21 protein-coding genes are annotated in these 25,330 nt (G+C 56.8%); 5 read left to right on the forward strand and 16 right to left on the reverse strand.

Annotated elements, in window-relative coordinates:
* Positions 1–236: 236 nt before the first annotated feature.
* The 12 genes from Q5Y71_RS10570 to Q5Y71_RS10625 all read right to left on the reverse strand — a co-directional run bounded on the left by Q5Y71_RS10570 (position 237) and on the right by Q5Y71_RS10625 (position 14,703).
* The gene (locus Q5Y71_RS10570; RefSeq protein WP_306042135.1) at positions 237–719 is read right to left on the reverse strand and encodes a regulatory protein RecX; all 483 of its coding nucleotides are present in this window, start codon (positions 717–719) and stop codon (positions 237–239) included.
* Complete coding sequence (recA, locus tag Q5Y71_RS10575) at positions 720–1,754, reverse strand: recombinase RecA (protein WP_306042136.1); 1,035 nt, start codon at positions 1,752–1,754, stop codon at positions 720–722.
* 160 nt (positions 1,755–1,914) lie between these two features.
* The gene (locus tag Q5Y71_RS10580) at positions 1,915–2,442 is read right to left on the reverse strand and encodes a CinA family protein (RefSeq protein ID WP_306042137.1); all 528 of its coding nucleotides are present in this window, start codon (positions 2,440–2,442) and stop codon (positions 1,915–1,917) included.
* 289 nt (positions 2,443–2,731) lie between these two features.
* Positions 2,732–3,472, reverse strand: a complete 741-nt coding sequence (locus tag Q5Y71_RS10585) for an SDR family NAD(P)-dependent oxidoreductase (RefSeq protein WP_306042138.1) — start codon at positions 3,470–3,472, stop codon at positions 2,732–2,734.
* Positions 3,473–3,503: 31 nt separating this feature from the next.
* On the reverse strand, positions 3,504–5,567 hold the full coding sequence (locus Q5Y71_RS10590) for an aminotransferase class I/II-fold pyridoxal phosphate-dependent enzyme (RefSeq protein ID WP_306042139.1): 2,064 nt from the start codon (positions 5,565–5,567) through the stop codon (positions 3,504–3,506).
* 233 nt (positions 5,568–5,800) lie between these two features.
* Positions 5,801–6,205, reverse strand: coding sequence for an NUDIX hydrolase (locus Q5Y71_RS10595; RefSeq protein WP_301414460.1), 405 nt, complete (start codon positions 6,203–6,205; stop codon positions 5,801–5,803).
* 41 nt (positions 6,206–6,246) lie between these two features.
* A complete protein-coding gene (locus Q5Y71_RS10600) occupies positions 6,247–7,290 on the reverse strand; it encodes a phospholipase A (protein ID WP_306042140.1) in 1,044 nt (347 codons plus the stop codon).
* Between the two features lie 314 nt (positions 7,291–7,604).
* The gene (locus Q5Y71_RS10605; RefSeq protein WP_306042141.1) at positions 7,605–8,330 is read right to left on the reverse strand and encodes a hypothetical protein; all 726 of its coding nucleotides are present in this window, start codon (positions 8,328–8,330) and stop codon (positions 7,605–7,607) included.
* A 344-nt stretch (positions 8,331–8,674) separates the two neighbouring features.
* A complete protein-coding gene (locus Q5Y71_RS10610; RefSeq protein WP_306042142.1) occupies positions 8,675–9,988 on the reverse strand; it encodes a lysine N(6)-hydroxylase/L-ornithine N(5)-oxygenase family protein in 1,314 nt (437 codons plus the stop codon).
* A 2-nt stretch (positions 9,989–9,990) separates the two neighbouring features.
* The gene (locus Q5Y71_RS10615) at positions 9,991–11,814 is read right to left on the reverse strand and encodes an IucA/IucC family siderophore biosynthesis protein (protein WP_306042143.1); all 1,824 of its coding nucleotides are present in this window, start codon (positions 11,812–11,814) and stop codon (positions 9,991–9,993) included.
* Complete coding sequence (locus Q5Y71_RS10620; RefSeq protein ID WP_306042144.1) at positions 11,811–12,803, reverse strand: GNAT family N-acetyltransferase; 993 nt, start codon at positions 12,801–12,803, stop codon at positions 11,811–11,813. Before Q5Y71_RS10620 ends, Q5Y71_RS10615 begins: the two co-directional genes overlap by 4 nt.
* A 34-nt stretch (positions 12,804–12,837) precedes the next feature.
* Positions 12,838–14,703 carry an IucA/IucC family siderophore biosynthesis protein gene (locus Q5Y71_RS10625; RefSeq protein WP_306042145.1) on the reverse strand — a complete coding sequence of 622 codons (1,866 nt, stop codon included), beginning with the start codon at positions 14,701–14,703 and terminating at the stop codon, positions 12,838–12,840.
* A 217-nt stretch (positions 14,704–14,920) separates the two neighbouring features.
* Between Q5Y71_RS10625 and Q5Y71_RS10630 the strand changes: the two genes are divergently transcribed.
* Positions 14,921–16,084 (forward strand): MFS transporter, encoded by a 1,164-nt coding sequence (locus tag Q5Y71_RS10630; RefSeq protein ID WP_306042146.1) that lies wholly within the window; start codon positions 14,921–14,923, stop codon positions 16,082–16,084.
* A gap of 146 nt (positions 16,085–16,230) precedes the next feature.
* Here Q5Y71_RS10630 and Q5Y71_RS10635 read toward each other — a convergent pair whose 3' ends face one another.
* A complete protein-coding gene (locus Q5Y71_RS10635; protein WP_306042147.1) occupies positions 16,231–16,740 on the reverse strand; it encodes a GNAT family N-acetyltransferase in 510 nt (169 codons plus the stop codon).
* 253 nt (positions 16,741–16,993) lie between these two features.
* Here Q5Y71_RS10635 and can point away from each other — a divergent pair, with 253 nt between their 5' ends.
* The 4 genes from can (at position 16,994) to Q5Y71_RS10655 (ending at position 20,915) form a co-directional block, all read left to right on the forward strand.
* Positions 16,994–17,650 carry a carbonate dehydratase gene (gene can, locus Q5Y71_RS10640; protein WP_306042148.1) on the forward strand — a complete coding sequence of 219 codons (657 nt, stop codon included), beginning with the start codon at positions 16,994–16,996 and terminating at the stop codon, positions 17,648–17,650.
* Between the two features lie 103 nt (positions 17,651–17,753).
* Entirely contained in the window at positions 17,754–19,370 is a 1,617-nt protein-coding gene (locus Q5Y71_RS10645) for an FAD-dependent oxidoreductase (protein WP_306042149.1), read from the forward strand.
* Positions 19,371–19,482: 112 nt separating this feature from the next.
* Positions 19,483–19,995, forward strand: a complete 513-nt coding sequence (locus Q5Y71_RS10650; protein WP_306042150.1) for a flavin reductase family protein — start codon at positions 19,483–19,485, stop codon at positions 19,993–19,995.
* A gap of 188 nt (positions 19,996–20,183) precedes the next feature.
* Positions 20,184–20,915: a glycerophosphodiester phosphodiesterase gene (locus Q5Y71_RS10655; protein ID WP_306042151.1), complete on the forward strand. Its 732-nt coding sequence runs from the start codon at positions 20,184–20,186 to the stop codon at positions 20,913–20,915.
* A gap of 144 nt (positions 20,916–21,059) precedes the next feature.
* On the opposite strand, the gene Q5Y71_RS10660 is transcribed toward Q5Y71_RS10655, so the two are convergent.
* From Q5Y71_RS10660 to Q5Y71_RS10670, 3 genes are all read right to left on the reverse strand, one after another.
* Entirely contained in the window at positions 21,060–23,696 is a 2,637-nt protein-coding gene (locus Q5Y71_RS10660) for a TonB-dependent siderophore receptor (protein WP_306042152.1), read from the reverse strand.
* 380 nt (positions 23,697–24,076) lie between these two features.
* Complete coding sequence (locus tag Q5Y71_RS10665) at positions 24,077–24,286, reverse strand: PPC domain-containing protein (RefSeq protein WP_306042153.1); 210 nt, start codon at positions 24,284–24,286, stop codon at positions 24,077–24,079.
* Complete coding sequence (locus Q5Y71_RS10670) at positions 24,283–25,119, reverse strand: M28 family peptidase (RefSeq protein WP_306042154.1); 837 nt, start codon at positions 25,117–25,119, stop codon at positions 24,283–24,285. The genes Q5Y71_RS10665 and Q5Y71_RS10670 overlap by 4 nt, the downstream gene beginning before the upstream one ends.
* Between the last annotated feature and the right edge of the window lie 211 nt (positions 25,120–25,330).

Consider the following 25,330-nt stretch of genomic DNA (forward strand, 5'->3'; position numbering starts at 1 on the left):
CCAAGTGATTCCACTTGGCAAACCAACCATACACTCTCTCAAACCCTGTGCAAGGGGTCGCTGGCAATACAGCGGGCTTGAATGTGTCCCCATCCCTGCAAAGACGCTGGGGCGACAGCTACTCAATGAAGATTTGGTTAAATCTTGCAGCACAACTGTTGCAGCAAACCGAAGGACATTGACCGGGGGAAAAGGATCGCGCTGGTTATATATCGGGCAACAGGAAAACTGTGTGGTTATTGATCACCCAGCACCCAATGAATCACCTCTGCCGGAAAACCGCGATAGGCCAGATAACGCTGGCGCCGTGCATACTCCTTCGCCCGCTGGTCCGGCGGCATCGCACCGATGTGGACGGAATATTTTCGCTGCAGCTGTTCCTGTGCGAACGCAAACCAGTCCACCTCGGCCTGCGCCAGGGCACCGGACGCCAGATCCCCCGCAATGCCACGCTGTTGCAGTTCCCGGCTAATGCGCAGGGGCCCCTGGCCGCGCTGGACCCACGACCGGACAAAGACCTGAGCGAAACGCCGGTCCGACTGGTAATTGTGCCTTTGCAGGTATTCGAACAGTGCATCGAAATCGGCATCGGGAAATCGACCCGTCAGCTTCCGCCGCAATTCCAGGCGGGAATACTCGCGGCGGGCCAATAGGGCAAGCGCCGCATCGAGCAATGCTTGCGGAAAATTGGCGGAAACCCCCTGTTTGGAATACGGCATTTACTCCTGCGGAAGTTCCGCAGTCTCTTCAGCGCCGGCTGGGATCAGATCGCCCAGCAGTTGTGCGCGCAACTGCTCTTCGATCTCACGGCGGATGTCCGGATTCTCGCGCAGGAATCGGGAGGCATTGGCCTTGCCCTGGCCAATTTTGTCGCCCTTATAGCTGTACCAGGCACCTGCCTTGTCCACCAGGCCCAGCTTAACGCCGTAATCGACTATCTCGCCAATCAGGTTAATGCCTTCGCCGTACAGAATCTGAAACTCGGTCTGCTTGAACGGCGGCGCCACCTTGTTCTTCACCACCTTCACACGGGTTTCGTTACCCACCACTTCATCGCCGTCTTTTACAGAGCCGATGCGGCGGATATCCAGCCGCACAGAGGAGTAGAACTTGAGCGCGTTGCCCCCGGTGGTGGTTTCCGGGGAACCGAACATCACGCCGATCTTCATGCGGATCTGGTTAATAAAAACACACAGGGTGTTGGTGTTCTTGATATTGGCGGTGAGCTTGCGCAGGGCCTGGGACATCAGGCGGGCCTGCAGGCCAACGTGTGCATCCCCCATTTCGCCTTCGATCTCGGCGCGTGGCGTCAGGGCCGCCACAGAGTCCACCACCAATACATCCACAGCACCGGAGCGCACGAGCATATCCGCCACTTCCAGAGCCTGTTCACCGGTATCCGGCTGGGACACAATCAACTCATCGACATTGACGCCGAGTTTCTCAGCATAGATGGGATCAAGGGCGTGTTCCGCATCCACAAACGCACAGGTGCCCCCACCGCGCTGGGCTTCGGCAATCACCTGCAGCGTCAGGGTGGTTTTACCGGAGGACTCCGGGCCATAGATTTCCACAATACGACCGCGCGGCAGGCCGCCAATGCCCAGGGCTACGTCCAGGCCGAGGGAGCCGGTGGAGATCGCCGGAATGCGCTCCCGCTCCTTGTCCCCCATGCGCATCACTGTGCCCTTGCCAAACTGGCGTTCGATCTGCGACAGCGCCGCCCTCAAAGCCTTGTCTTTGTTGGAATCCATGATCATTCCCGTATTTCGAACCGTGTTGATTGGTGGCAAGCTTAACGAAGGATTACTGTATAGGCAACCAGTCTTTGCCCAATGACCTGGTCCAGCGATTATTCTGTGGAGGGGGTTTTTCAAGGGCGCAGACACCTACAGCCGGCTATTCGGATTGGCTTTAGAGACATCCTGGGTACAGGTGCTCATCCAGTACGGACAGCATACCCCTGATCGCCTCTACCACTGTCTGCGCCTGTACGGCAGAGCGATCTCCCCGGAAGTGGAAACAGCTGGCATCGATCTGAACCGGCTCCTGTCCCTCTGCGTGGGCCCAGGCAATCCAAACCGTGCCCACGGGTTTCTCTTCGGTGCCACCATCGGGGCCGGCGATACCACTGACCGCAACAGCCAGATTGGCATCCATCATCGCCAGCACTCCACAGGCCATCTGCCGAGCCACCGGCTCACTGACAGCGCCAAATAACTTCAGATCCCTGGCATCCACGCCCAGTACACTGTGCTTGATACGATTAGCGTAACTGACAATCGCTCCGTCGAACCAGTTGGAGGCTCCCGCCACCGATGTGATTGCCGCAGCAACCGCCCCCCCCGTGCAGGATTCCGCCGTAGTTACCCGCCAGCGGCGTTTTTCCAACGCCACACCCAGCTGTCGAGCCAGCCGGGTGATATCCCCATGATCCACCATCTTGTTCTTACCATTTAAACCGGCGGGCCGAAGAATAACCGCCCGGGATACTTCCCCCGTACAGATACCATAGCGACAACCCGACTTATTGTATATTCAATACCCACTGACCACGACAGCCGCCAGGCACTGTCCAAATGCCCTTTCGGAAAACAAAAATGCCCACCTCAGAATAGGCAGACAGAAATCCGGTCATACCCAGAAAGACTATAGGCAGGCTACCGGGGCAGACATGTGCACGGTTACTTGCGTGGTATTTTTAGAGACAGGGGCAGGAATACGCTCCTCTTCACCAGGGTAGTTGGCTGCCATCCCAAAACAGCAATTGTCCGCTATCCGCGGGGCCAAGTTGTTCCAGCACATCCACCATGCGCCGCGCACTCAATGCTGCGCTATAGAGCTTGCCGGGGGCAAGATTAGTCTGAAAAGGTTTGGAGAGCGGTGTATCGGTTGTGCCCGGGTGAATCGCCACCACACAGCTGTTTTCCAACCGGCGCCCCCACTCAATAGACAGATTCCTGATCAGCATATTCAATCCTGCCTTACTGATGCGGTAGCTATACCAACCACCCAAACGGTTGTCGCCGATACTGCCCACCCTGGCAGACAGGGAGGCCCACAACAGTGGCTGCCTGCGCTGGAGTTGCCGGTTCAGGGCCTGGGCCAGGTGCAGATGGGTAAGCAGATTGATGCGTATGGACTGCATCAGCCAGTTATCGTCGCACTGGTCGAGGGATTTTTCCGGCCCGTGGGTTTTGTCGTGCAGCAGCCCGCAGCAGTTGATCACCCAGTTGGGGGGGGTGGAACATTCACATAAAAAATGTTCAATGCTAGCGATGGCATCGGCCTGATCGAGAGAAGCAGACAGGTGATGGCGTTTGCCGGTGTGGCCGGGCACCCGCTCTCCTTTGTCGCGGCTCACTGTCAGCAGGGTAATACCGGCAGAGCGCCGGGCCAGTTCGGCACCGATGGCCTTTGCAATACCGCCGCCGGCACCCGCCAACAACACGGTTCTGGGTTGCTCAAACATACCGGCCTCCCTGCCGGATTTAATCCTGTGCTTACCTGCCCGCCTTGCCGGCAGTGGATTTTTTGTCTTTCGCATCCTCACCAGCCGATACTGCCCTGACCACCCGCAGCATGGGTTCGTCGGAGCGGAAAATCAGGCCGTGGATCTCCGTGGTGTTCTGCCCCTGTAACAACTGCTGCAGGAACTGCACTATCTGCGCGGAGATCTCCTGGCCCGGCACCAGCACGGGAATGCCCGGCGGATAGGGCACAATCTCATCGGCACTGGTGCGGCCAATCAGGTTTTGTGTGACCTCTGTGCCATTGTCCATCAGCGGCAATTCCTCGGTCTCGGCGAAATAGGCATCCGCCGGCAGGCAGGTGAAGCGGGTAAACTCCGGCAGGCGCCGCGGTGTGCCTACATGGATACGCCGCCGGTGGGTGTTTCCAGCCAACTGCTTGAAGGCGTGTATCAGGCGCAGCAGCTTGCTCTCAGTGCTGCCCAGGGTGACCAGCACCGTGATGGTATTGTAGGTGGTCTTCTCCACCTGGATGCCGTACTGGTCAAACAGTTTGATCTGCATTTCATTGCCGGAATAGCCACTGCGGGAAATATCGATGGTCACCTTGGTAGGGTCCAGGCGGATATTGTCACCGGCCAGGGGCTCGGCGATCAGGTCGTCGAGGGTCAGGGCGCGAAATACTCCGGTTTCGTTGACCGCGCGGCGCAGGGTCTCCACCATTTGCAGGCACTGCCTGAGGCGGCCGTACCCCTCCATCGCCATCTGTTTGCGCGCCACATCAAGGCTGGCGATCATGGCGTACTGCGGGCTGGTGGAGGCGTGCATATTCAGGTTTTCGCGGAAGCGAAACTCGTCGAAATCCGGATCCTGCACGTGGATCATGCTGGCCTGGGAGAACGCCGACAGCATCTTGTGGGTGCTCTGGGTGACATAGTCGGCACCGCACTCCAGAGCGGTGGGACGCAACTCCGGGTGGAAGAAGCCATGGGCAAACCATGCTTCGTCCACCAGCACCTTGACCCCGCGCTGGTGGGCGTAGTCGATTATCGGTTTCAGATCGTAGCGCAGGCCATCGTAAGTACAGGAAGTAATCACCAACAGGCGCGCGTCACTGTGTTTATCCAGGGCCGCTTCGATATCGGCACGTTTCACCGGGCCGTAGATACCGAACTCCGGGTGCAACACCGACTTCAGGTAAACCGGCTCACAGCGGTTCATCACAATTGCGTGGTGTACCGATTTGTGACACGCCTGATCGACGATAATCTTGCCGCCGCCACCGAGGATCTGCTGAATCACTACCTTGTTGGCGGTAGAGGTGCCGTTGGTGAGGAAAAAGGTATGGCGTGCCCCGAATGCCTGGGCGGCCAGGTCCTGGGCCTCCTGAATCACCGAGTGGGGTTCCAGCAGGCTGTCCAGCACCTGTACCGACACGGAAAGGTCGGTATTAAACACATGTTCGCCCATAAAGCGGTAAAAATCCCCCACCCAGGGACTGTTGCGCAGGCTGTCACCACCGGAGTGCCCGGGGGTGTGCCAGGCATCCCGCGCGGAAAATACATACTCTTTCAGGGTGTCGGCAAAGGGGGTCGAAGCGCGGCGGGCAATAAACGCCTGTACCAGGCGGAACATATGATTGAAGTTGCCCTCACGGCGATCGAACAGCTCGTCAAAACGCCGGTGCAGGCTAGCCAGAACCCTATCAGCGGGTTCGCCTGCCAGGGGGGCGGCACCGGCAATCCCACCGTGTGCCACCAGGAAAATATTCAGTTGCGAGCGGAGCGCGTGAATGCGCTCGGCAAGTGCATCGGCAGCCTCCAGTCCAAGGGTATCGCTGCCACCATCTACAATAACAGCCTGCAGACGATCCGTCTCCCGTGCCATAACCTCGATATCCGCTGGTGCAACCGCCTTAAAGACCAGGCCAAAAGGATTGTCGTGCCGGGCAGCGGTGCCATTCAGTGCTCGGATCCAATCCCCTGCCAGTTTGCTGTCGGCACTGACCAGAGCCACGTAACACTCCAGCTTCAGCGCGTCATCACTCAGGTTGCCCGGTGCAGGCATTTTCATTTCCAAACCCATGATCTCTTCCATCAGCATAGCCCGCGCATTGCTCAGGGCTGTTGCTTTATCTTTTTAACTAATTGATTTTATTTACTTTTATGGGTACTCCGAGAGCGGCGGAGGACCGGGAATTGTGCGGCTTCAAAGCCAGAGGGCAAATACTAAAGGAGGCGGCGCGGGAATTCCTCAGTGCACCGGTATTTGGCGAAAATTGCCAAATACATGCTGATCAGCCAGATCTATCGCCAGGAAAGATGGAAAAGTTAGAACTTCGCGCTGTGCACTCGGCCATCGAATTCCAGGCAGTCCCTGACCCTGCGCACCTGTACTGCGGAGAGTTGCTCCAGCGGAAAATACGCCATCTCGGAGTGCTCATGGGAGAGAACGATGGGTCCCTGTCCGGCGAGGCGGGCACGAAAAATAAACACATGGGCATTGTACACTCGGTGATAGTACACGCCACTCAGGTAGTCGATATATACATCCCGACCCAGCTCTTCACGGCATTCCCGCCGCAGGGCTTCGTGAACAGTTTCACCGGGGTCCAGGGCACCGCCGGGCAGCCCCCAACTGCGGTTGGCATAGGTGGCCAACAGTTGCAGTACCTCGCCCGAGTCGTTGGTAATCACCGCGTGTGCACTGAGGCGGTAACAGTCTTCAAATCCCATCGATCCCCTCCAGAAGCCGGCCGGGGGTGGGCCCGATCCGGTTAGAACCCCTGGGCCAGGGTAAAACCGAAACCCAGTGTCTGTACTGACTCATCGTAGTCGATCAGGCTTTCCCCGTAGCCATTGAAATAGCGGAGATAGCCATCCACCCGGCTGCCCAAGGGAAAACTCCAGGTCAATTCGACGGCACCGCGGTTGTCACTGCGCAGGTTGTTGCGCAATACCATGGCCACTGTGTGGTTGCCATCGCGATACCGACCGCTCAGCTCAAAATGGCCCAGATAGTGCTCAATATCGGGATTGTCGTCATCCTCGCGGCTCTCCGGTATCCGGTACCAAGGCTTGAAGCCGATGGAGAAGTTGTCCCGCTCGAAAATAAAATTGGCATACATCCGGTTCCAACTGCGCGAATAGGGTTCACTACGACCGTTCGATTGGTGGTTGAAGGCAATCTGGTTGGCCACGTTGTGCCAGCCGAACACAGTCCAGTCATTGAGCCAGGTCAGTATCAGCTCGGGCTCGTGATTGGTCTCGCGAAACGGGGAGGAGTCACCGGAGTTATACGCCTGCCAAAAGCTGCGATTGGTATAGGCCACGCTCATAAACGAGGCACTGCCGAGAAAACCACGCCAGATAGGGACCTGTACCGAAAGCTGGAACTGCACCTCAATATTTTCCAGGTCGGCACCCTTGGTCCCGTCCTCGATCCCGGCCAGGCCACCGGTCTGCGGAGACGGGTTGTAGACGATGGGCAGCAGGTAGTTCGCTTTGTGGGAGGCCAGCGTGAAGGAGTTGTCGGCCGCCTCCCGGATTGCCTCGGCACGACTGCCCAGCAGCACCGCATCCCTGGGTATTTTGTCCAGGTACGCTTCCAGTACTGGCTCCGGCTCCATTGCCCCCGTTTGCAGGCCCAGACGGGTGCGCACTCTATAGGCACAGAGCTGGCGTATTTCCCCCAGAGTACTATCGGCGGAAGAGACCAGCAGTTGTGCGAGCAGGCACTCTCCGTACAAGTGCTGCTCCCGCATCTGGGATTCCGCTTCGCGGACCTCAACATCATTGGCCAGTGCAGTGTTGAGTGGCAACTGAGCCATCAAAAGCAGGGAAATAATCCACCGGAGGGGATTGCGGGTATTGGATCTAGCGCAGAACAAAAGGTACCCCCATCGGCGCACTGCTTGAGTGGCGTAATTTTACACCGATGCACCGGAAAAATCCTGCCCCGCGACCAGTGCACAGAAATTCAGGGAAAGCTGCAACAACCTGCGAAGCCGTGGCTGTGTCGAGACGCTCACCAGGCTTTCATTCAGCAGGCTGAGGTGCAGGAGGTAATCAAGCGGTGCTGCGCACCCTTGGGCACTTAAGGAGTGCAAATTGAAGGATTTGAAGTGCGATACCCTCAGGAGGCCAGGCTGACCAGATCCGGCGACCATTCCAGGCCCCGCAAGCGTACCTGCCACAAACGCCCGGTGCTGGAAGGCCAGTCATACCCCACCAGCAGGCTGCGGCTGTCCACATAGCAGTGGGCATCCCGTTCCCCTTCATCGCCCTGGTAAATAAAGCCACTGATATCCGGTCCCAAATCCTGGGCCCGCTGGCTGGCAACATCTCCTGCCATACCCCGCGCCGACCGGTGGCTGACCCTGGGAGACAATAGTTTACCCCGCTGGGAGGGGTCCACAATATCCGGTGAAACCACCTCCAGTCCCCGCTCGTGCTGAACCAGGGTTTTCAGGAGGGGCCCCATAAAGACCCGCATCAGTGGAAAAAGCAGGCGGCTGCCCCCCTCGACACGGGACTGTTGTGGGCCATTGGGGCCGACCCAACTGGCCTCTATGGCATCGCCCAGACGGGGAGCACACCCCTCGGGGCAGCAGAGCCGGTAGTGGGCACTGACTTCATCTACTTCGTCGCGCCAGTACACATGACACTCGCTCACCAGCCCGCCACTAAAAAGTGCAAACACCTCGATCCCGAATCCCTGTTCACCCACCAGGCGACGACTGACCAGAGATCGCCGACCCTCAGCATCATGTCCCAGCTGCCAACTGTCCTGAACAGGCATTTCGCGCCCGTCACAACTGTAGTGATAGCGCCCCTGGGCAAGGGTAGCGTTCAAGCGCATGCAGATTTCCTCCCCGCACACAGAAAACACCGGACCGGTGGTTCACTATCAAAAAGTATTACACATGGACGGGAAATCAGGCCGGGTTTGGCGCTAATTTAAACGAAAGTGTTATCCCTCTGGCAAAGACGCTCCCGCTGCGACTGCCCGAGCGGGATGGTGAGTGGGCAGGGATTTACCCGGCAAGTGTCATCGCTGGATTCAGGCACCCTGGGTCCGCCGCCGGTATTGCTAACAGGGGTTTTGAGATACCGGCAATCCCGCACCGGTGTCCCGCGATTAGAAAATACCGGCCGAAGCGTTGGAAAAGACCCGTTGGATTGCCCGGATACACAGGCGCAATATCAGGCCACAGCCACCTGGGTTGCCCGGTGGGTGACCCATTTCATAAAGTTGCCACTCTGGCGGAGATCATAGACTTCACTGCCGAGCAGGTCATTGACAACCAGCGCACCACGCCAGGCAGACAAGCTCAATTGGGGCTCTGCAATGCCGTGACTGGTTCGTCCGGTACCCAGAAAATACAGGCGGCGCTCGCTGGAATCCCCAATGAGCTTTGCCGCAAAAGCATCGTCCAGCAAGATGTGCCTCGCCTCATCCCGGGGGATGCGCTCCTGCAGGGGGGCCAGACACGGCGGCAGGGCTTCACGCAGGCCAGTGCATAAAATCACAATATCCGCATTGAGCCACTCGCTACCGTCGGCCTCCCCCAACAGGTTATTTTCCAATTGCAACTGGTAATCGCCGCGGCAGGAGAGGCCCACAAGTGCCCGGTTGGGCAACAGTGCCACGCGCCCCAAATCCCCTTCGATATGCGCCAGACGGTAGAACAATCGATAGAGCTCTGTGAGCGTTGCCGGAGAAATGCCGTCCGAAGCCAGTTTCTGGTCCGCAATGATTTCCTCGCGGCGGCGCGGGCTGAGCTGGCGGAAAACATCCACATATTCGGGGGTAAACCAGTCGTTGGTAAATGGCGTTTCATCCAGTGGCAGGTAATTGCTGCGGCGGGATGCCCAGACCACCTGCCGCGGGCAACCCCAGTGTCCACCCAGCAGATTAATCACCACTTCGGCACCGGTCTGACCGCCACCGACCACCGCAACACGCTTGTCGCTCACATCGGGATTGCGCAGGGCAATTTCCAGGGCGTGGAAGCAGTTGTCCGATAGAAGAGGTCGGCAACACTGCGGAATATTGGGGGTTTTTCCCGCGGCCACACACAGGTTCCTCGCACGCACCCGCTCCCGGCCGTGAGGGCCGTGTACATCCAGCTCAAAAAATGCGCCGCGGTCGAGGACACTCTGCACCCGACTGCTCATTTGCACCGAATCCAGGCGGCGTGCAGCCCAGCTGAGGTAGTCGGCGAATTCCCGACGACTCACAGTGCGTTGCTCAGCGTGGAGAAAATCGTAAAAGCGCTTTTTTTCCACCAGATACGCGAGAAAACTGCAGGGATTGGTGGGGTCCACCGGGGTCACCAGGTCCTTTAAAAAAGAGGTCTGCATCATCACCCCCGGCAGCATCAGCCCGGGGTGCCAGGAAAACTCTACCTTGGCTTCAAAGAAGCGGTGCGCCAGTGATTTTTCCCGTATCAGAGCGGCAACAGCGAGGTTAAATGGGCCGGCACCAATACCGGCGAGATCGAGAACATCGCTCATAATTAAGCCTCTTCAGAGGAAAGGGTTTCTGATTGGGGTTCGATTTGCCCGGGCTGCTGTTCTGCCAGCCACAGGGGGTTGTGCAGGTCGCCACCGACAATGGGTACCGGACGCTCTGCGCTGTCACCATAGCCCTGGCGCAGGCGCACGCGGTTGATACAGACGCGTTCAAACCGCTGACGGAAGAGATTAAACTGAGAAAAGCGCTCGGCCATTTGCGGTGCACTTTTCACGGCGGATTTTTGATAGCGACGCAGAACCCGGGCCAGCACTCCATAGAAATCCCGCTCGCACAAACCGACCTCCACTGCCAATTGTGCCGACAAATAGCGCAGTACCGTCACAAAATGTCCGGTGAAGAGGTCGTGCACAATATGACTCGGGGGCAGTTGATCGAGCACTGCCCCAGCCTGCGCAGGTAGCTCCCGGCGATCGGGAAAGTCGCCCTTTGCCAGGCGCAAATCACCCTGAAAATCCTTTAACAGAACCCGCATGACTCGATTGTCGCGGAGTACAAGTGTGAGGTTTTGCGCATGCGCCACCAGACCAATTCCATAGCGGCTGAGCAGATGGTAGAGCGGCACTACCGTGGCATCAAAGAGCTGCGCCAGCCACGCCTGCACCGGCAGTCCGGACGCTTCAATGAGAGCGACCGCCACAGAGTTGCCGCTGCCATCTTTCTGTAACAGGGCGGCCATCAGCAGGTGGCGCTCACCCCGCTCGCACAGACCCGCCGGGCTCTGCCTCCAGGTCACACCCAACAGTTCGCGGTAGCGGTAGGGCGTACCTGCGATCTGCTCGTGGTGCATGTGTGGTACATGCAGCCCCGCCACTTCCTGCAAAATACCGGTACCGCGCGTGCGCAGTGTTGTATCGCGCTCGCAAAGCCGCTGCATCCATTCGCTGAGTGCCGGCCCACAATGCATGTATTTACCGGAAATACCGCGAAAACAGGAGGTGTTCAACACGGTCAGCGGCAGCTTGATGTGCAGCGCCTGTGGGCGCGACAGGTTCGACAGAGTACGCAGCGATACCTGGGGCAGGTATTCATCACCGAATGCTCCCAGCAACACCAGATCACCACAGCTGATGAGGTGGGCATAGTGCTGGCGGATATGATGTTGCCACTGCCAGGGGTGTACCGGCAGAGGTAAAAACGCCTGCCAGTCAATGCCTTTATCCCGCCTTGTGGCCTCCAGGGACTGGAGCTGCTCTGTATTCAAACTCTCGGCCAGCAACTGCAGCCAGCCCCAGGCCTGGCTGCTGTCAGCGATCGCCTGCGCACGCCTGACTGCCAGCCACAGAAGACGCACGCCTTTCGCGGACTCGGTAGCGTAGAGATTGAATTCCTGCGCGCCCCAACCAATCCGCCCTTTATTGACCATGGCCTTGGGATGGCCATCCAGCAGGCACTGCAACTGCTCATCGGGTAGATGCGCCAGCGTTTCCGCCCTGAGGCCTTCACGCTTTTCCAACAGGGCGACATCGGCCACCAGGGTATTGGCCAACTCTTGCAGTAAGTTACCTAGGGTACTGGGTGTGGCCTCCAGGTCCCCGGCAGCATCGATAAAGAACTGGGCTGCATCTTCGGCGGGCGCGCGCTGGCCATTGTACTCGCGCTCGATACTTTCACACTCGATCAGGAGCCAGTCCCAGATGGTCAAACAGGCCTGGAAGTGGTATTGCACCCCTGAGATCAATTGGACACTGTATCTACCCTCAGGCAGGGGCTCTGCCACCAGTGCCTGCTCGTAGCACAACTCCGCCAGTGACTTTACCAGCAGAGCGCGATTGGCCTTTTTCCAGTAAGCGTCCCTACCCTTCATACGCCCCCCATACTCTGAAAAAACATCCCCCTCTTACACAGCACCAATGCCGCGCGTTTGTGGGGAAAATCAAATTCCCTGATCTTTTGCCAGCCAAACATGCCGTCGAAATATCTCAGCATCGCAACGTGGTCGGCCCTGGGCTCGCCCACCAGCGCCTGTGTGCGGCTGTCATCCAGAAACAGAAAGTGGGAAACACCATTGAACCAGGCGCGAGTAAAGTGGCTGCCCAGAAAACGCCGGTCTCCCACCAGCAAATGGGCACCGCGATCAAAGAGCTGCGCACCACAATGCGGCGCAATACGATCCTCATAAGCCCAGTAGACTTCAAAGTATCCAAAAGGCATATCGTCAAAGCTGGCAATCAGGGGATATTTGTGCGGATCCTGAATCACCGATTCGATATAGCGCTGTTGCTTGTCAGTACCCCCCTCCTCTTGCCAGAATCGGGCTACTCGACGCTGATTCATCCATCCGGTAAAAAGCGACAAATCACGTTCCGGGTGCAAAGATCGCAAACTGAAGTCCTTACCCAGAGAGTAAAAGTGCCTGCGATACACCTCTCCATCAACGGGTTCTGGGCGCAGTGGGTGGCGCAGACCCTCGTGATTCTCCACCCACTGTAGCGGAAATCTTCCACCGTTGTTACCGCGATACCAAAGTGCCGCACACTGGTAGAAATCCACGCGGGTAATTTCACTGTCCGCAGCGAATAGCACTTTACCGTCTACAAGCACCTCAATCCTCTGCAGGGCCGGGTTCAGGGAAAAGAGCCAGTCAAACCAGGGATTCAGATCCGGTACAGGCACATCGCCTGTCGGAATGCTGATCCCGGCGCATTCGTCTCCGGCAATATATACCACCTGCGCGAATCTACCTGTGCAAAGCTCACAGCGATATCCCGTCTCAAGCGCACACCAAAGGCGCCCATCGGCCAATGAGCCACTATGCCCTGTGGGAAACCCGGCCATAACCGCGGGGCTGGTCATACAGTTTTCCTTGTGTTTTCTCCGATCCAGGCCCTCAACCCTGCGCGGAATCGCGCCGGGTGATATGGATCAATGGATTCTCCATGGTGTGATAAATGGAAAGGGGGTCATCACTGGTGGTTTCATTCATACCGATAACTGCGCACTGGAAATTGCCTTTGGACCAAAGCACTGGGGCACGCAATAGATAATCCAGACAGCTGCGATCCCGCCGCTGCCCGTCATGGAGCAGTTGCAATCGGTTGCGCAATTGGCCGAGTAATTCCCGCTCGGTCAATAGTCCTGCAGCGGCAAGCGCAGAAATAAGACCGAAGCAGCTGTTGATAATAAGGTAATAAACAAAGAGGCGATTTGCCATTTGTTCATCAATGACATTCCCGCTCTTGCGGGCCAGATCGGGCAAGTGGGGTTTCAACAGTTTTTCTCCCAGTTGGCTGTAACCACTGCCCTGGCAATCTCGGAAGTAACCCGCTACAGGCAGATTGCCTTCAAAAGACAGAATCAGGTTTTGCTGGTGAGCACCAAACAAAATACCGAAATCGGCCTGGGCGATCAGCAGCGGCTCTATCACCGTATCCAGAAAAGCAGTAAACCAACGCCGGGAGGCGACTGCAGCGGACATTTTTTCCTGCTCCGCCAGTTGAAAAATTAACCGCGCCGCACGACAGGGAGCCCCTCCGGGGTGATCCTGGGTCAAAGTCGCAAGTAGACAGGTATTTGAGGCATTTTGCCCGCGAAATGGGTTCTCGCGGAACATCACCAGACTCTCGATAATCGGGGCACCTCCACCGTCTTTCAGCATCAGATAGGCCGGCTCCGCCAGTACCTGAAAATGGGGATAACGGTTGGAAAATTCGCGCCCTACGGGGGTATCGCGCACCTTCAGAACTTCCAGACCACGCGCCATCTCCTTAGGCTGCAGCGTACGTATCGAGTTGGTGAGACGCAGACTGAGAGAAAATTTGAGCATATAGGGGCTCTGTGTACTGTAAACAGCACGCAGTGAGGAAGTCGCACGCCAGGGCACCAGGCCGCTACCCAGCTCCACAATATTTCCATTTTCAAGCAGCCCGGCTACCCGTGGTTCGCGGCGCAGACGCTGCCACTGCCAGGGGTGCGCCGGTACAGGAATCCATTTACGCGGCACTCGGGGCCCGCGGTCACGCTCGCGTACCAGAGCGGCAAATTGCCTCTCGCTGAATTCGGCACCGCTGGCGCCACACAAAAATTTTGGGTCCACTCCCAGCCACAGCAGAAAAAAACTGTTGCCAAACTCCGGCGCAAAGCGTTCGGCATCCCGATCAGTGAACGGGTCGCGGCTCTTGGGTGTCGGGTGGATGGAATGACCGCACAAAAGCCCCTGCTCTGCCTCGGAGAAAGTCAGGGGATGCGTGAACAAACGCTCTGTATCGGCCTTGCGCGCGCGCAACGCCCGGGCCATATTCTCAACGCTGGCAGTGACGCGCTGCACGAACTGCACGCGGGACGCCCTGCTCGCACCGGGAAAAAATGACGGCTCACTCGCAACCACATCTGCAGTTCGGGCCAGGTCAATCACTGAGCAAGCACCATCGCCTCTGCGCCATACTACAGGCAACGCAAATTGATGCCTGCCACACCCACTGCGATAGGCAACATTCACCCACAATTCGGTAGCGCTCTCCGGAAGTGGGATACGGACAGCCGGTGCCCTGATCCCATCGGGAAGGGATACCTCACTTCGCTCGTGCCAGTCGCCGCAACCGGTTTCACGCAACAGCGCATTGAAAAAACAATTGCCCGATAGTCTCTCGGCAGACTTATCCACCGAATAGCCATCTGTACATCTACGCGGATGATTGCTGGCAATCTGATGGGCAACGCGGTCGATCGAAACCGTGCTGGAATGGGCATTGGACATACTGATGGATCTTTTTAAATTAAATACAAATGAGAATATTTTGCATTTAAAATATCATGCAGGTAAATTTGCCACACTGCAAGTGCGCCGATAAGAAAGTTGGCTAACTGTGATTCTCCGCACAGAGTGAAGCCTGGGCTCCACTCTGTATTTCACTATCTGAACGAACGGAATTCCGAATGTGCTAAACCCCCATCTTCACAGGATCAACGGGATCGTGGCTAGCCAGGGCGCCAGCCAGGTAATTCTGATCACCCTAATCCCCCTGATCATTGAGCACTGCGGTCTGGGTTTGGCCAGTATTGGCGCACTGGTTGCCTTGGGCACTCTGTGCCTGATGATCGCCGGCCCCCTCTGGGGCGCACTGAGCGACAGAATCGGTCGCAAGCCGGTTTTGTTGGCGGGGCTGGCTGGCTCCCTGATCGCCCAGTGCCTGTTCGTCGCCCTGCTGGTCTCCATGACGCTGGGTTTCCTGGAAGAACGTGCGGCTTTTTTGGCTCTGGCGGCAAGCCGGATTGTGTACGGGCTGAATGCTGCAGCCATTTACCCCTGCTGCCAGGCATGGGCGGTGGCGCTGGGCGAACAGCAAAAGCGATTGTCGATACTCTCCGGACTCAGTGCCGCAGCGAATCTGGGCCGCGGGCTGGGACCTCTGCTGGCATTGCCAGCCCTGATTGTCGGCGGTCTCTGGCCGCTGGCCTGGTTGATACTTTTGCCCCTCGGCGCACTGCTGCTGACCATGGGGCTGCCAAAGCCCGAACCGGATATGTTGCAGCCGGACATAGTGCAACATTCCCTACCGCCCCCCTGTGTGCTGGCACTCTTTGCCATTGCTTTACTGGGCACCGCCAGCGTGGGTCAGCTGCAGATACTGATGGGACCGGCCCTGCAGGATGTCTATGGCCTCAGCGCTCTGAGCGCCTCTTCCACAACAGCACTGCTGCTGGCTGTCGCGGCAATCTGTGGTTTCCTTGTGCAGGTGGGACTGGTGCGCCGGCTCAAGGCGCCGCAGCTGAGTTTTATGCTGGGTGTGACATCCCTGTGCACAGGTACTCTATTGCTGTCCACAACCCTCGGCAGCATCCTCGCAGCCATTGGGCTGCTGGTTTTTGTGGTGGGCATAGCATTTCTTGTACCGGGCTACAATGCCCTTTTAAGCCAGCCACGGCAACGGGGCGGCAGGCTATTTGGACTGCTGTCACTGCTCCATACCGCTGGTTATACCATCGGATTCAGCATTGGTGGGTGGCTCTATGCACAGCAACCGCAGCAGCCGCTCATGGGATTGCTGGCCAGTGTCTGCCTGATCGCCATCTGTGCTGTGATTGCGCTTGTACCAAAAGGGAAAAAAGTACTGAAGCGGACCCAATACGATTACTGAATCTCTGTAAAGTATTCCAATAACCGCGACCACACCTGCCCTTCGATTACCGGTGCAGCTGCAGACAGAGTACCTCTGTGCCCAAAGGCGCACACCTCTAGGCCCAAACCGACCATCCGCCTCTCCCTCTGCGGGTTTCACCCACCTCAAAGGTAGCGCTGCCAGAATTCTGCCTGCCCAAATTCTTCATCCAGGGTGTAGGGTTTAAAACCGGCTTTGCGATAGGCATGCTGCGCGGTGTGGTTTTTTTCCAAGACCTCCATTGTCATCTTGCAGCAACCCCGCCTTTTCGCCTCTCGAGCGACTAAATCCAGCATCTCTGCACAGAGCCCCTTGCCACGCAGGCGCTCACTAACGATTACATCGTGGATATTGACCAGGGGCTGGCAAGCAAAAGTAGAAAAACCGGTAAAGCAGTTGACCAGACCCACCGCTTGATCGCCGCTGTAGGCGAGCACACTGAAAGCACCGGGGAAAGCAGCCAGTTTTGCCGGCAACTCGGCCCGGCATCGATCCGGCAGAGGTACCCCACCGCCAAAGGGGTGGCGGGAGTATTCATCCATAAGCGCGAGCATATCTGCAGCATGGCGACTGTCTGTGTATGCCGCCAGGGCGATAGTGATTGCGGAGACAACCTCCGGGGTAGCTAATGCCATAGATACATCTCTGGTTCTTCTAGGAGTCTTCGGACTTTGCCGTACGTCTTGTGTCTCTTCGATGATAAAAGCAGTTTTCTTTTTTTCTTCGCGATTGCTTTTTGATCCGGCACTCCAACAGGTTACCGGATTGATTCAATACACGACAGTGAAGCGGCATTCGTTTAATAGCCCTGCCGGCCCAGACACGCTTGGCCTGCACGGACAAAGCCGCTATCCTGAGACCAATTGATCATCTCAGGATATAACCCCATTGCACCCACTCGATCATCTACTCAAAAAAAACCGACAATGGTCTCTGGCAACTCGGAAGGAAAATCCCGATTTCTTCCTTAAACTGTCGGAACAACAGACTCCAGAATATCTTTGGATCGGCTGCGCGGACAGCCGAGTACCCGCCAATCAAATCGTAAATCTGCTGCCGGGAGAATTGTTCGTCCACCGCAATGTCGCCAATCTGGTGGTGCACACCGATCTGAACTGCCTGTCGGTACTGCAATATGCCGTTGAAATCCTCCGTATAAAGCACATTATCGTGTGCGGCCACTACGGCTGCGGCGGTGTTCAGGCTGCCCTGCACAATGAGCAGCTTGGACTGATCGATAACTGGCTACGCCATATTCAGGATATCCGTGACAAGCACTACACCCTTATCAATCTGTTCCAGCAACATCAACGCACCGATCTGTTATGCGAACTCAATGTGCTTGAGCAGGTGATTCACGTCTGCCAGACCACTATAGTGCACGACGCCTGGCGCTCGGGGCAACAGCTCTCTGTGAACGGTTGGGTCTATGGTCTCAAGGATGGTCTGGTCCACGATCTGGGAGTCTCTGTCAGTCATCCCGGTGAAATTTCCGATACCTATCAGAATGCCCTGACCAACATTGCCCAGCGCAATACAGAATAACGACATCCACGCTTAACCCCCACTCGCCTTTGGCCATACAATGGGCCCGGCCCCCGACTACCCTGTGGCGGCAGCGGCTCTGTGGCTTGAAAGGAGAGCGACTATGGTCGAGTACCGAGTGTGGGAATGCCAGAACTGTGGCTGGATCTACGATGAGGCCAGGGGTTGGCCCGAGGACAGCATAGCACCAGGGACCCGCTGGGAAGATATTCCCGAGGACTGGTGCTGCCCTCAGTGCGGTGCCAGCAAGCGGGACTTCACCATGCTTGAGGTGAAGCGCAACAATACCCCACAACCCCCAACCCCTCCCGCCAGCCCACCCAAAGCCGCTACTGCAACCCGCATCTGGGAATGCATGGTATGCGGATGGGTTTACGACGAAGCCAAAGGCTGCCCCGACCAAGCTATAGCCGCCAGTACCCGCTGGGAACAGATATCGGAGGATTGGCGCTGCCCCCAGTGCGGCGCCAGTAAAGAGGCGTTTGACATGGTGCTGGTAACCAGAGCATCGCAGGCAAAACCCGGCACCACAGAGAAACAGCCAAGTGGCGATCCACTGGTTATCCTCGGTACCGGCCTCGCCGGCTACAGCCTGGCGAAGGAGTTTCGCAAACTCGACAGAAATACCCCCTTGCTGATAATCACCAGTGATGACGGTACCTTCTACTCGAAGCCACTCCTGTCCGCCTCCCTTTCCCATGGCCAAACTGCGCAGCAGCTGGGCACCAGCAGTGCTGAGGACATGGCCCGTGAACTGGCAGCCGAAATCCTGGTGCATACCCGCGTGACTGGGTTCGACCCGAGCACCAGAGCATTAGCGCTGCAACAGGAATCGGCAGACCACAGTGCGGAAATCCATTACGACCGATTGGTACTGGCAATCGGGGCCCACTGCCGTCCCTTGCCTCGTATTGAGGGTGACGCCCACGCCAACCTGTTCCGTATCAACAGCCTGAGAGACTATCACCGTTTTCGCACAGCACTGGTGGGGCGCAAACGGGTACTTGTCATTGGGGCGGGCCTGATCGGTTGTGAATTTGCCAACGATCTGGTGCAAGCTGGCTTTTCTGTAGATCTGGTAGACACTCTGACTTGGCCGCTGGCCTCCCTGCTGCCAGAGGCAGCTGGACGCGACTTGCAAAGCGCCCTGGAGAGCTACGGAGTGCGCTTCCACTGCGACCGTTCGGTACGGAAACTACTGTGTCGCCACCGTGGCCTTCTGGCCCAGCTCGACAATGGCCAGACCATCGAGGCAGACATCGTGCTCGCCGCCCTGGGGCTGCAGGCAAACACCGCGCTGGCAAAAGCCGCGGGGCTGGCAGTCCATCACGGCATCACCGTTGACCGGCAGTTGCAAACCAGCGACCCACACATTTACGCCCTCGGCGATTGCGCTGAAGTGGACGGCCATCTGCTTTTCTTTGTCGCGCCACTGATGGCCTGCGCACGCGCACTGGCAAAGACACTCAGCAACCAGCCTACCGCCGTGCATTACGCCTCGATACCGGTCGCGGTCAAAACCACTCTGCGCCCCACCACCGTATGCCCGCCCCATCCGGACGCCAGGGGTCATTGGCAGATTGATTGCGATGCTACAGGGGTCTGTGCAGAATTCCGCAGTGACACAGGACAGCTGCTGGGATTTGCCCTGACAGGAGCAGCAATCACTCGACGGGAACCTCTCAGCAGAGAGTGTCAACCCATAATGAGGGGACCTTAGCACAACCGACTACCAGACTTCTTTTGCTGCTATTCGAGGCAAAACGCGCAATGTAGACACTTTTGACCTAAAATGGCGTCCTCGCACAGGTTTGGTACAAGCAACCCCCCACATGACGACAGATAGAAACCCAGTTCCCACCCCATCTGCCCAGCAAAGCCGCCGGTTGCGCGATACGCTGGGTCAGTTCGCAACCGGCGTCACGGTGATTACCACGCGAGATATCAACGGTCAGCCGGCAGGCATGACCGTAAACAGCTTCAACTCCGTCTCTCTCGACCCGGCCCTGGTACTCTGGAGCATCGATAAACAGTCACTCGGCTACGAGGCATTTACCACCCGCGACCATTTTGCCGTACATGTGCTGCGCGCCGACCAACAACATGTTTCCAACCTGTTTGCCGGGCGCGGAAGCAATAAGTTCGGTCAGATACACTGGTATGAAGGGCCCAATGGCATTCCCCGCCTGGAGGAGTGCGCAGCTTACTTCCACTGCGGTCGGGCTCAGTGTATTGAGGGTGGTGACCATACGATCCTGCTGGGGACCGTGCTGGAGTTTACCGCTTTTGGTGGCGAACCATTGGTCTTCCACCGCGGCCGCTACCGGGCCCTGGCTGGAGACTGAATTCCGTCTGCAGGCACATCCATAGGGAACTTCAAACCCGAAGCATTGTAGTGCCTTCCAAATACCTCTGATACCTGTTTTTATGCCGGTTGACTATCAGAATGAATAAACTTGGCTAGTAACTGTCACTCCATCGCAATATGCCGATGGCAGGCTGGTGCAAACTCTCTGAGCGGACTCTACTATCCATGTCAACAGGCACCCTCTTCTGCTTCGCCCACCGCGGTTACCAGCAGCGGGCCAGCGAAAATACCCTGCAGGCGATCGGCCATGCGCTGGAAATGGCTGTAGGAGGCATCGAAGTGGATGTCTGGAATATCGGCGGCCAACTGTTGGTAAAACACGACCGGCGCCTTGGGCGATTGATTGCCGGCAGTGAATTGATCACGGATATGCGCCCGGAGACACTGCGCGAGAGACCGCTGCCCTGTGGCGGCACTATTCCCTCTCTCCGGGAGGTTCTGGAACTGGTGGGCGATAGTGTGCAACTGAATATCGAGCTTAAGGGGCCCAACTGTGCCGCGCTCTTTGTCGAGGAAATGCGCTCTTTCGTTCAGGATAAAGGCACCAACTTTGATCCCTATATCGTTTCCTCCTTTGATCACCGCCAACTGTACGAATGCCTGCGGCTGCTACCGGAAGTGCGCCGTGGTGTTTTGCTCAGTGGCATTCCGCTGGACCTCGCCGCCTGCGCGGCTCCCCTGCGAGCCTATTCCCTGCATAGCAATGTCGATTTTATCAATACGGACCTGATCGCCGATATCAAACGGCGTGGCCTTAAACACTACGTGTTTACCGTCAATACCCCCGATGACCTGGTGTTACTGGCCGCACAGGGGGTGGATGGCGTATTTACCGACGAGCCACAACTGGTTTTGGATTTCAATGCACGCATAGCCGCAGGCGGGACCACAGGGTAATCGGGAGAAATACGCGGGTTACAGCAAAAATTAACCCGGCAAATATGCCGGGTTAATTTTTCCAGGGCAAGTCACGGCAGCTGGCTTTTGAGGCACCATCCAGCCACCGTAAGCAAGGCCCCATATGTTGCGCAACTAATGCAGTTAAAAATCCGCACTGGCGCGTAAGTACCAGAAACCGCCATTAAAACCAAACGGCGATGTGAGCGCCTGACGCACTCCCAAAAATTGCAAAGTGGGATCCTGTTCATTATCCGGTTGTACATCAAAAATATTTTCACCGCCGACTGAGAGTTTGTAATTCTCATAAAGGGTAAAGGTCGCTTCAACATCTACCAACAGCTCACCGCCATAGCTGTAAGTATCCGTGGCATCTCCAGGCCCAAAAAGACCGCCAGTGGACTCCCAGCTACTGTAGCGGTTGAGGCGCAAATAACTGCTGAACATTCCACCGGTTTCAAAATCGAAGGTCAGGGTCGTGCGATCACTGGGCACCTGGTTTTCCAGGTCGAACACCCTCGATGCATCAATCGTGTTCTGCACAACTTTGCTCACATTCTGGCGATTGTGATTGTGACGCAGATCCACGACTAACAGATTGCCAGCTACTTCAAAGTCACTGGTGATAGCCAGATCGATCCCGGATACCTTTGAATCATAAGCATTGGCAAAATAATTGGCATTACTGCCGTTTAGCAACACCGCATTTTCCACCCCGGCCGCTTCCAGCAACGCCACCTCCGCATCTCCGATAGCATTATTGCGCAGGGCGAGGCGATCCTCGATTTCGATATGGTAGTAATCGACAGTGACACTGGTGCTGTCAAACGGTGAAAAAACCGCACCCAGGGTATAGCTTTTAGACTCCTCGGGGTTCAGTTCAACCGCACCAAGGGCCACCGCCACCGGGTGACTGACCGGATAGGTACCATTGGGAATCAGGTTGCCACTGGAATCCGCCGTGGTGGTGACGTTCAGGGTATTGACCTGGCCGGGGGTGGGTGCGCGGAACCCGGTATTAACGGTTCCACGCAGGGCGAAGCGCTCATTGACATCGTAGCGGGCGGAGAGCTTCCAGTCCGAAGTGGAGCCAAACACATCGAACTCCTCAAAGCGCAGAGCGGCACCCAGTGTCAGCGCTTCGGTAACCTCCGCTTCCAGATCAACATAGGCCGCGATACTCTCGCTACTGAAACTACCCGCCGCCTCCACGGGGAAGCCCTGGAAACCATCTGAGCCAACGCCAAATTGCGCCGCGGTAGGTCCCACCGCGATGGAGGCGGCATCCCCTGCCTCAATGGAGTAGGTCTCCTCACGCCACTCGGCACCAAAAGCCAGGTTCAGTGGCGAAAAGAGTCCCGTGATCTCCATGGATTGTACGAAATCCGCGTTCAGGCTGGACTCCTCCTGGGTCAGTGTACCTGGTTTGAAGCTGGTGGGCGACAGCCGGCCGAGACTGGGATTGATGGAGTCTTTCAGCACATAGGCCACCTCGTTTTCCGCAACCCGCGCGCGCACATCCCAGGACAGACCGTTATCCAGTACACCGCGAGCGCCGGCAACCGCGGAGATATCGCGAATCTCCGCACCGAATTGCGGGTTGTAGCCACCGGGGAACTGGGTGTAGATGGGGTTGCGCAACACATAGCCGCTGAGGCTGGAGGCGTCGGCCACCAGATAGTCGGCCGGATTCAACCCCTGTCCCTCAATATAATCAATCAACGACTGGGGCGCCGGGTCCGGAAGATAGTCGACACTGTCGGGATCGTCGGGGTCGTTGGGGGTATCTACCTGCAGGGTACCACGGGCGGTGAACTTATGCTCCGAGTCTAGCACCGGGCCGCGGTAGAAAAAATCGGAAATAGTATCATTGCCCGAATAGCCAAATTGTCCGAACAGCTCAATGCTGTCACTGATATCCAACCCACTGTTGACAAAGAATTTGAGTGCTTCAACCTCCGGATCACCCCAGCGCTGGCCAAGGCCATCCAGTGGCACCTGGTCTTCGCCAACAATGCTTCCTACAAAGACGGCATCGGGATGGGCGGCACCGCGCCAGGTCTTATCCGCAGAGGATATCTCCACGGAGGCATTCACAAAGCCCTGATCCCACAGATTCAGTCCCGTGTTGGCCGCCAGACTGGTTCGGGTGCCGTCCCCCTCAAAGTACTCACCGGTTTGGGCGGAGAGGCTGAAACCCTCCGCATCCTCTTTCAAAATCACATTGACAACACCTGCGATGGCATCGGAACCATATTGGGCCGAGGCACCATCGCGCAATACTTCCACTCGTTCAATCGCCATGGCAGGCAGCGCAGCAAAATCCACTGCTTGGGCTCCTTGATTCACAGTACCCAGTGGAGCCAGCTGTAAATTGACCAGGGCAGAGCGGTGCCGACGAGTCCCGTTGACCAGAACCAGCGTCTGGTCTGGCGACAGATTACGCAGGGTTACGGGGCGAATAAACGCCGTGCCATCGGCAATCGGAAAGCGCTGGGTGTTAAAGGACGGGGCAATTTTTGCCAGAGATTCCGTGAGGTCAAAACTGGCCTGATCGGCCAGATCCGCTCCACCCACCACATCCACCGGAGAGAGGGTTTCTGTTGGTAAAACGCCCTCCTTGCGGGTACCGGTCGTGATGACCTCCTCCAGGGTGCGGTTATCAGTTTCGGGAGGCTGCGCTTCCCGCTCCTGCGCAACAGCACTGCCAAATGACGTGGAAAGCGCGACAGCGACCGCCAGCGACAAAGGTTTCAATAAATGGGCTTGCATGTTGTCCATCCTCTTTTTCATTATTAATTCGAACAGCACACCACTGGATACCACAGGGGCGCGGTGCGCAACAGGTAATTTTGCGCGCAAACACCTCAGAAATTCTTTAAAAAAAGCACCTTAATTTCCTGTGGGATACGACCAGCCAATCCCAATTGCTAAAAATTCTGTTCGGCGCCAAGAGCGCTGTATTTGGTGAGGTTATCCCCCACCGGAGTGAACAGCAAGGCCCTCAGATCGCAAATCATGGCCTAGCGATTGATTTATGTCAAAATTTGGTACACTTGTCGATAGACTTGAAATGACAAGTGTGCCAATCCTTACGCATCAACATCAGAAAATAAAAGCTTCACCATTTTCTCAAGTTGAACCCGTTTCATTACTCATCATCATTCTGGCGTATAGGTGACTTGCAGCTCAAAAATGGAATTCCTGGGGCTGTAACCCCGCACCAGCACATAAACTGTACGCTTTTCACCGGGCACCGATAACGTACAGTTTTCGGAGGACCCATCCTGGTACGGTCGGCAGTCATAGTCGCGCGCAGTGGGCGCCGCTCCGAAACGCACATAGAGATCGGCGTCATTGGTTCCTGTCATGTCCGCGATAAAGCCCGTACCTGGCACCGCACTGAATGGCCCGAAATGCTCCTCGCTCCCCGCACCACGCTACCGGAGAAATTCTCGGTCTGCTCCTCCGGGTCGGGGTCGGGACCCGGACCATCGCCGATCGTACCCTTGGCCAGTTCCGCGACATAAGCTGCAGCCAGCTTGCCAAACTTCACGGCATGGTTTGCATTTCCACCACTATTGGCAAGCGTGTCGTTCAAGGTATGAATATAGGGGTTGTAGCCACCAAAACCGGCTTCAAACGGGAAGGACGCCACATAGCCCCGATTGTGCCAGGATGCATGATCTGAACAAGCGTAACCACAAGAAGTGCTGCCAACACTCAGTTCGCTCTGGTAGGTTTGGGCAAGATCCCTGAGGAACGTATTCTGGGCGCTGTTGGTATAATCGTCGACAATATAGATATCGCTGTAGGAGCCAAAATAATTGGTCATATCCAGCTGCAAAACACCGACCACATCCTTGTTTTGGCTTTGGTAATCACTGGCAATATCTCCGGATCCGCGCAAACCGACTTCCTCTGCTGCATATCCCATAAACGCCAGAGTTTTATCCGGTTTGTAGCCCGTAGTCGCTTTGACGTGAATGACTTCTGTCAGTGCTGCAATACCCGAGGCGTCGTCATCGGCACCGGGAGCCCGGGTCCCCTCCCCAGTACCAAAGCCAACCGTGGAATCCAGGTGCGCCCCAAGCACCACAATCCCTTCGGGGTCAACCTGACCGTGAATGGTAAGAATCACGGAAGGCTGCGCCCAGCTGTGGCTATAGAGCTGCACCGAGATATCACTGCGCGCACTGGTCAACGCCTGCCATTTATCCCTGATCCACTCAGCCCCATCGACACCTGTTGAGGTGGTGTAGTAGCGGTTGATAAAGCCGGACAGGGCCTCTATGGTGGAGCGGATATTAACCTCCGAATGGTGGAGCGGATATTAACCTCCGAGATTTCTGGTCCACCCCCCTTGAAGTGGTCCACCCGTATAATTAGGAGACGGGGGACTAAACCATGGGAAC

This window comes from Microbulbifer sp. 2205BS26-8, from assembly GCF_030731025.1.
Classification (GTDB): domain Bacteria; phylum Pseudomonadota; class Gammaproteobacteria; order Pseudomonadales; family Cellvibrionaceae; genus Microbulbifer; species Microbulbifer spongiae.

Coding starts and splice junctions, on each gene's coding strand:
- Q5Y71_RS10570 (WP_306042135.1), bottom strand. CDS start 719: ATGCCGTATTCCAAACAGGGGGTTTCCGCCAATTTTCCGCAAGCATTG.
- recA (WP_306042136.1), bottom strand. CDS start 1,754: ATGGATTCCAACAAAGACAAGGCTTTGAGGGCGGCGCTGTCGCAGATC.
- Q5Y71_RS10580 (WP_306042137.1), bottom strand. CDS start 2,442: ATGGTGGATCATGGGGATATCACCCGGCTGGCTCGACAGCTGGGTGTG.
- Q5Y71_RS10585 (WP_306042138.1), bottom strand. CDS start 3,472: ATGTTTGAGCAACCCAGAACCGTGTTGTTGGCGGGTGCCGGCGGCGGT.
- Q5Y71_RS10590 (WP_306042139.1), bottom strand. CDS start 5,567: ATGGAAGAGATCATGGGTTTGGAAATGAAAATGCCTGCACCGGGCAAC.
- Q5Y71_RS10595 (WP_301414460.1), bottom strand. CDS start 6,205: ATGGGATTTGAAGACTGTTACCGCCTCAGTGCACACGCGGTGATTACC.
- Q5Y71_RS10605 (WP_306042141.1), bottom strand. CDS start 8,330: ATGCGCTTGAACGCTACCCTTGCCCAGGGGCGCTATCACTACAGTTGT.
- Q5Y71_RS10610 (WP_306042142.1), bottom strand. CDS start 9,988: ATGAGCGATGTTCTCGATCTCGCCGGTATTGGTGCCGGCCCATTTAAC.
- Q5Y71_RS10615 (WP_306042143.1), bottom strand. CDS start 11,814: ATGAAGGGTAGGGACGCTTACTGGAAAAAGGCCAATCGCGCTCTGCTG.
- Q5Y71_RS10620 (WP_306042144.1), bottom strand. CDS start 12,803: ATGACCAGCCCCGCGGTTATGGCCGGGTTTCCCACAGGGCATAGTGGC.
- Q5Y71_RS10625 (WP_306042145.1), bottom strand. CDS start 14,703: ATGTCCAATGCCCATTCCAGCACGGTTTCGATCGACCGCGTTGCCCAT.
- Q5Y71_RS10635 (WP_306042147.1), bottom strand. CDS start 16,740: ATGGCATTAGCTACCCCGGAGGTTGTCTCCGCAATCACTATCGCCCTG.
- Q5Y71_RS10645 (WP_306042149.1), top strand. CDS start 17,754: ATGGTCGAGTACCGAGTGTGGGAATGCCAGAACTGTGGCTGGATCTAC.
- Q5Y71_RS10650 (WP_306042150.1), top strand. CDS start 19,483: ATGACGACAGATAGAAACCCAGTTCCCACCCCATCTGCCCAGCAAAGC.
- Q5Y71_RS10655 (WP_306042151.1), top strand. CDS start 20,184: ATGTCAACAGGCACCCTCTTCTGCTTCGCCCACCGCGGTTACCAGCAG.
- Q5Y71_RS10660 (WP_306042152.1), bottom strand. CDS start 23,696: ATGGACAACATGCAAGCCCATTTATTGAAACCTTTGTCGCTGGCGGTC.
- Q5Y71_RS10665 (WP_306042153.1), bottom strand. CDS start 24,286: ATGACAGGAACCAATGACGCCGATCTCTATGTGCGTTTCGGAGCGGCG.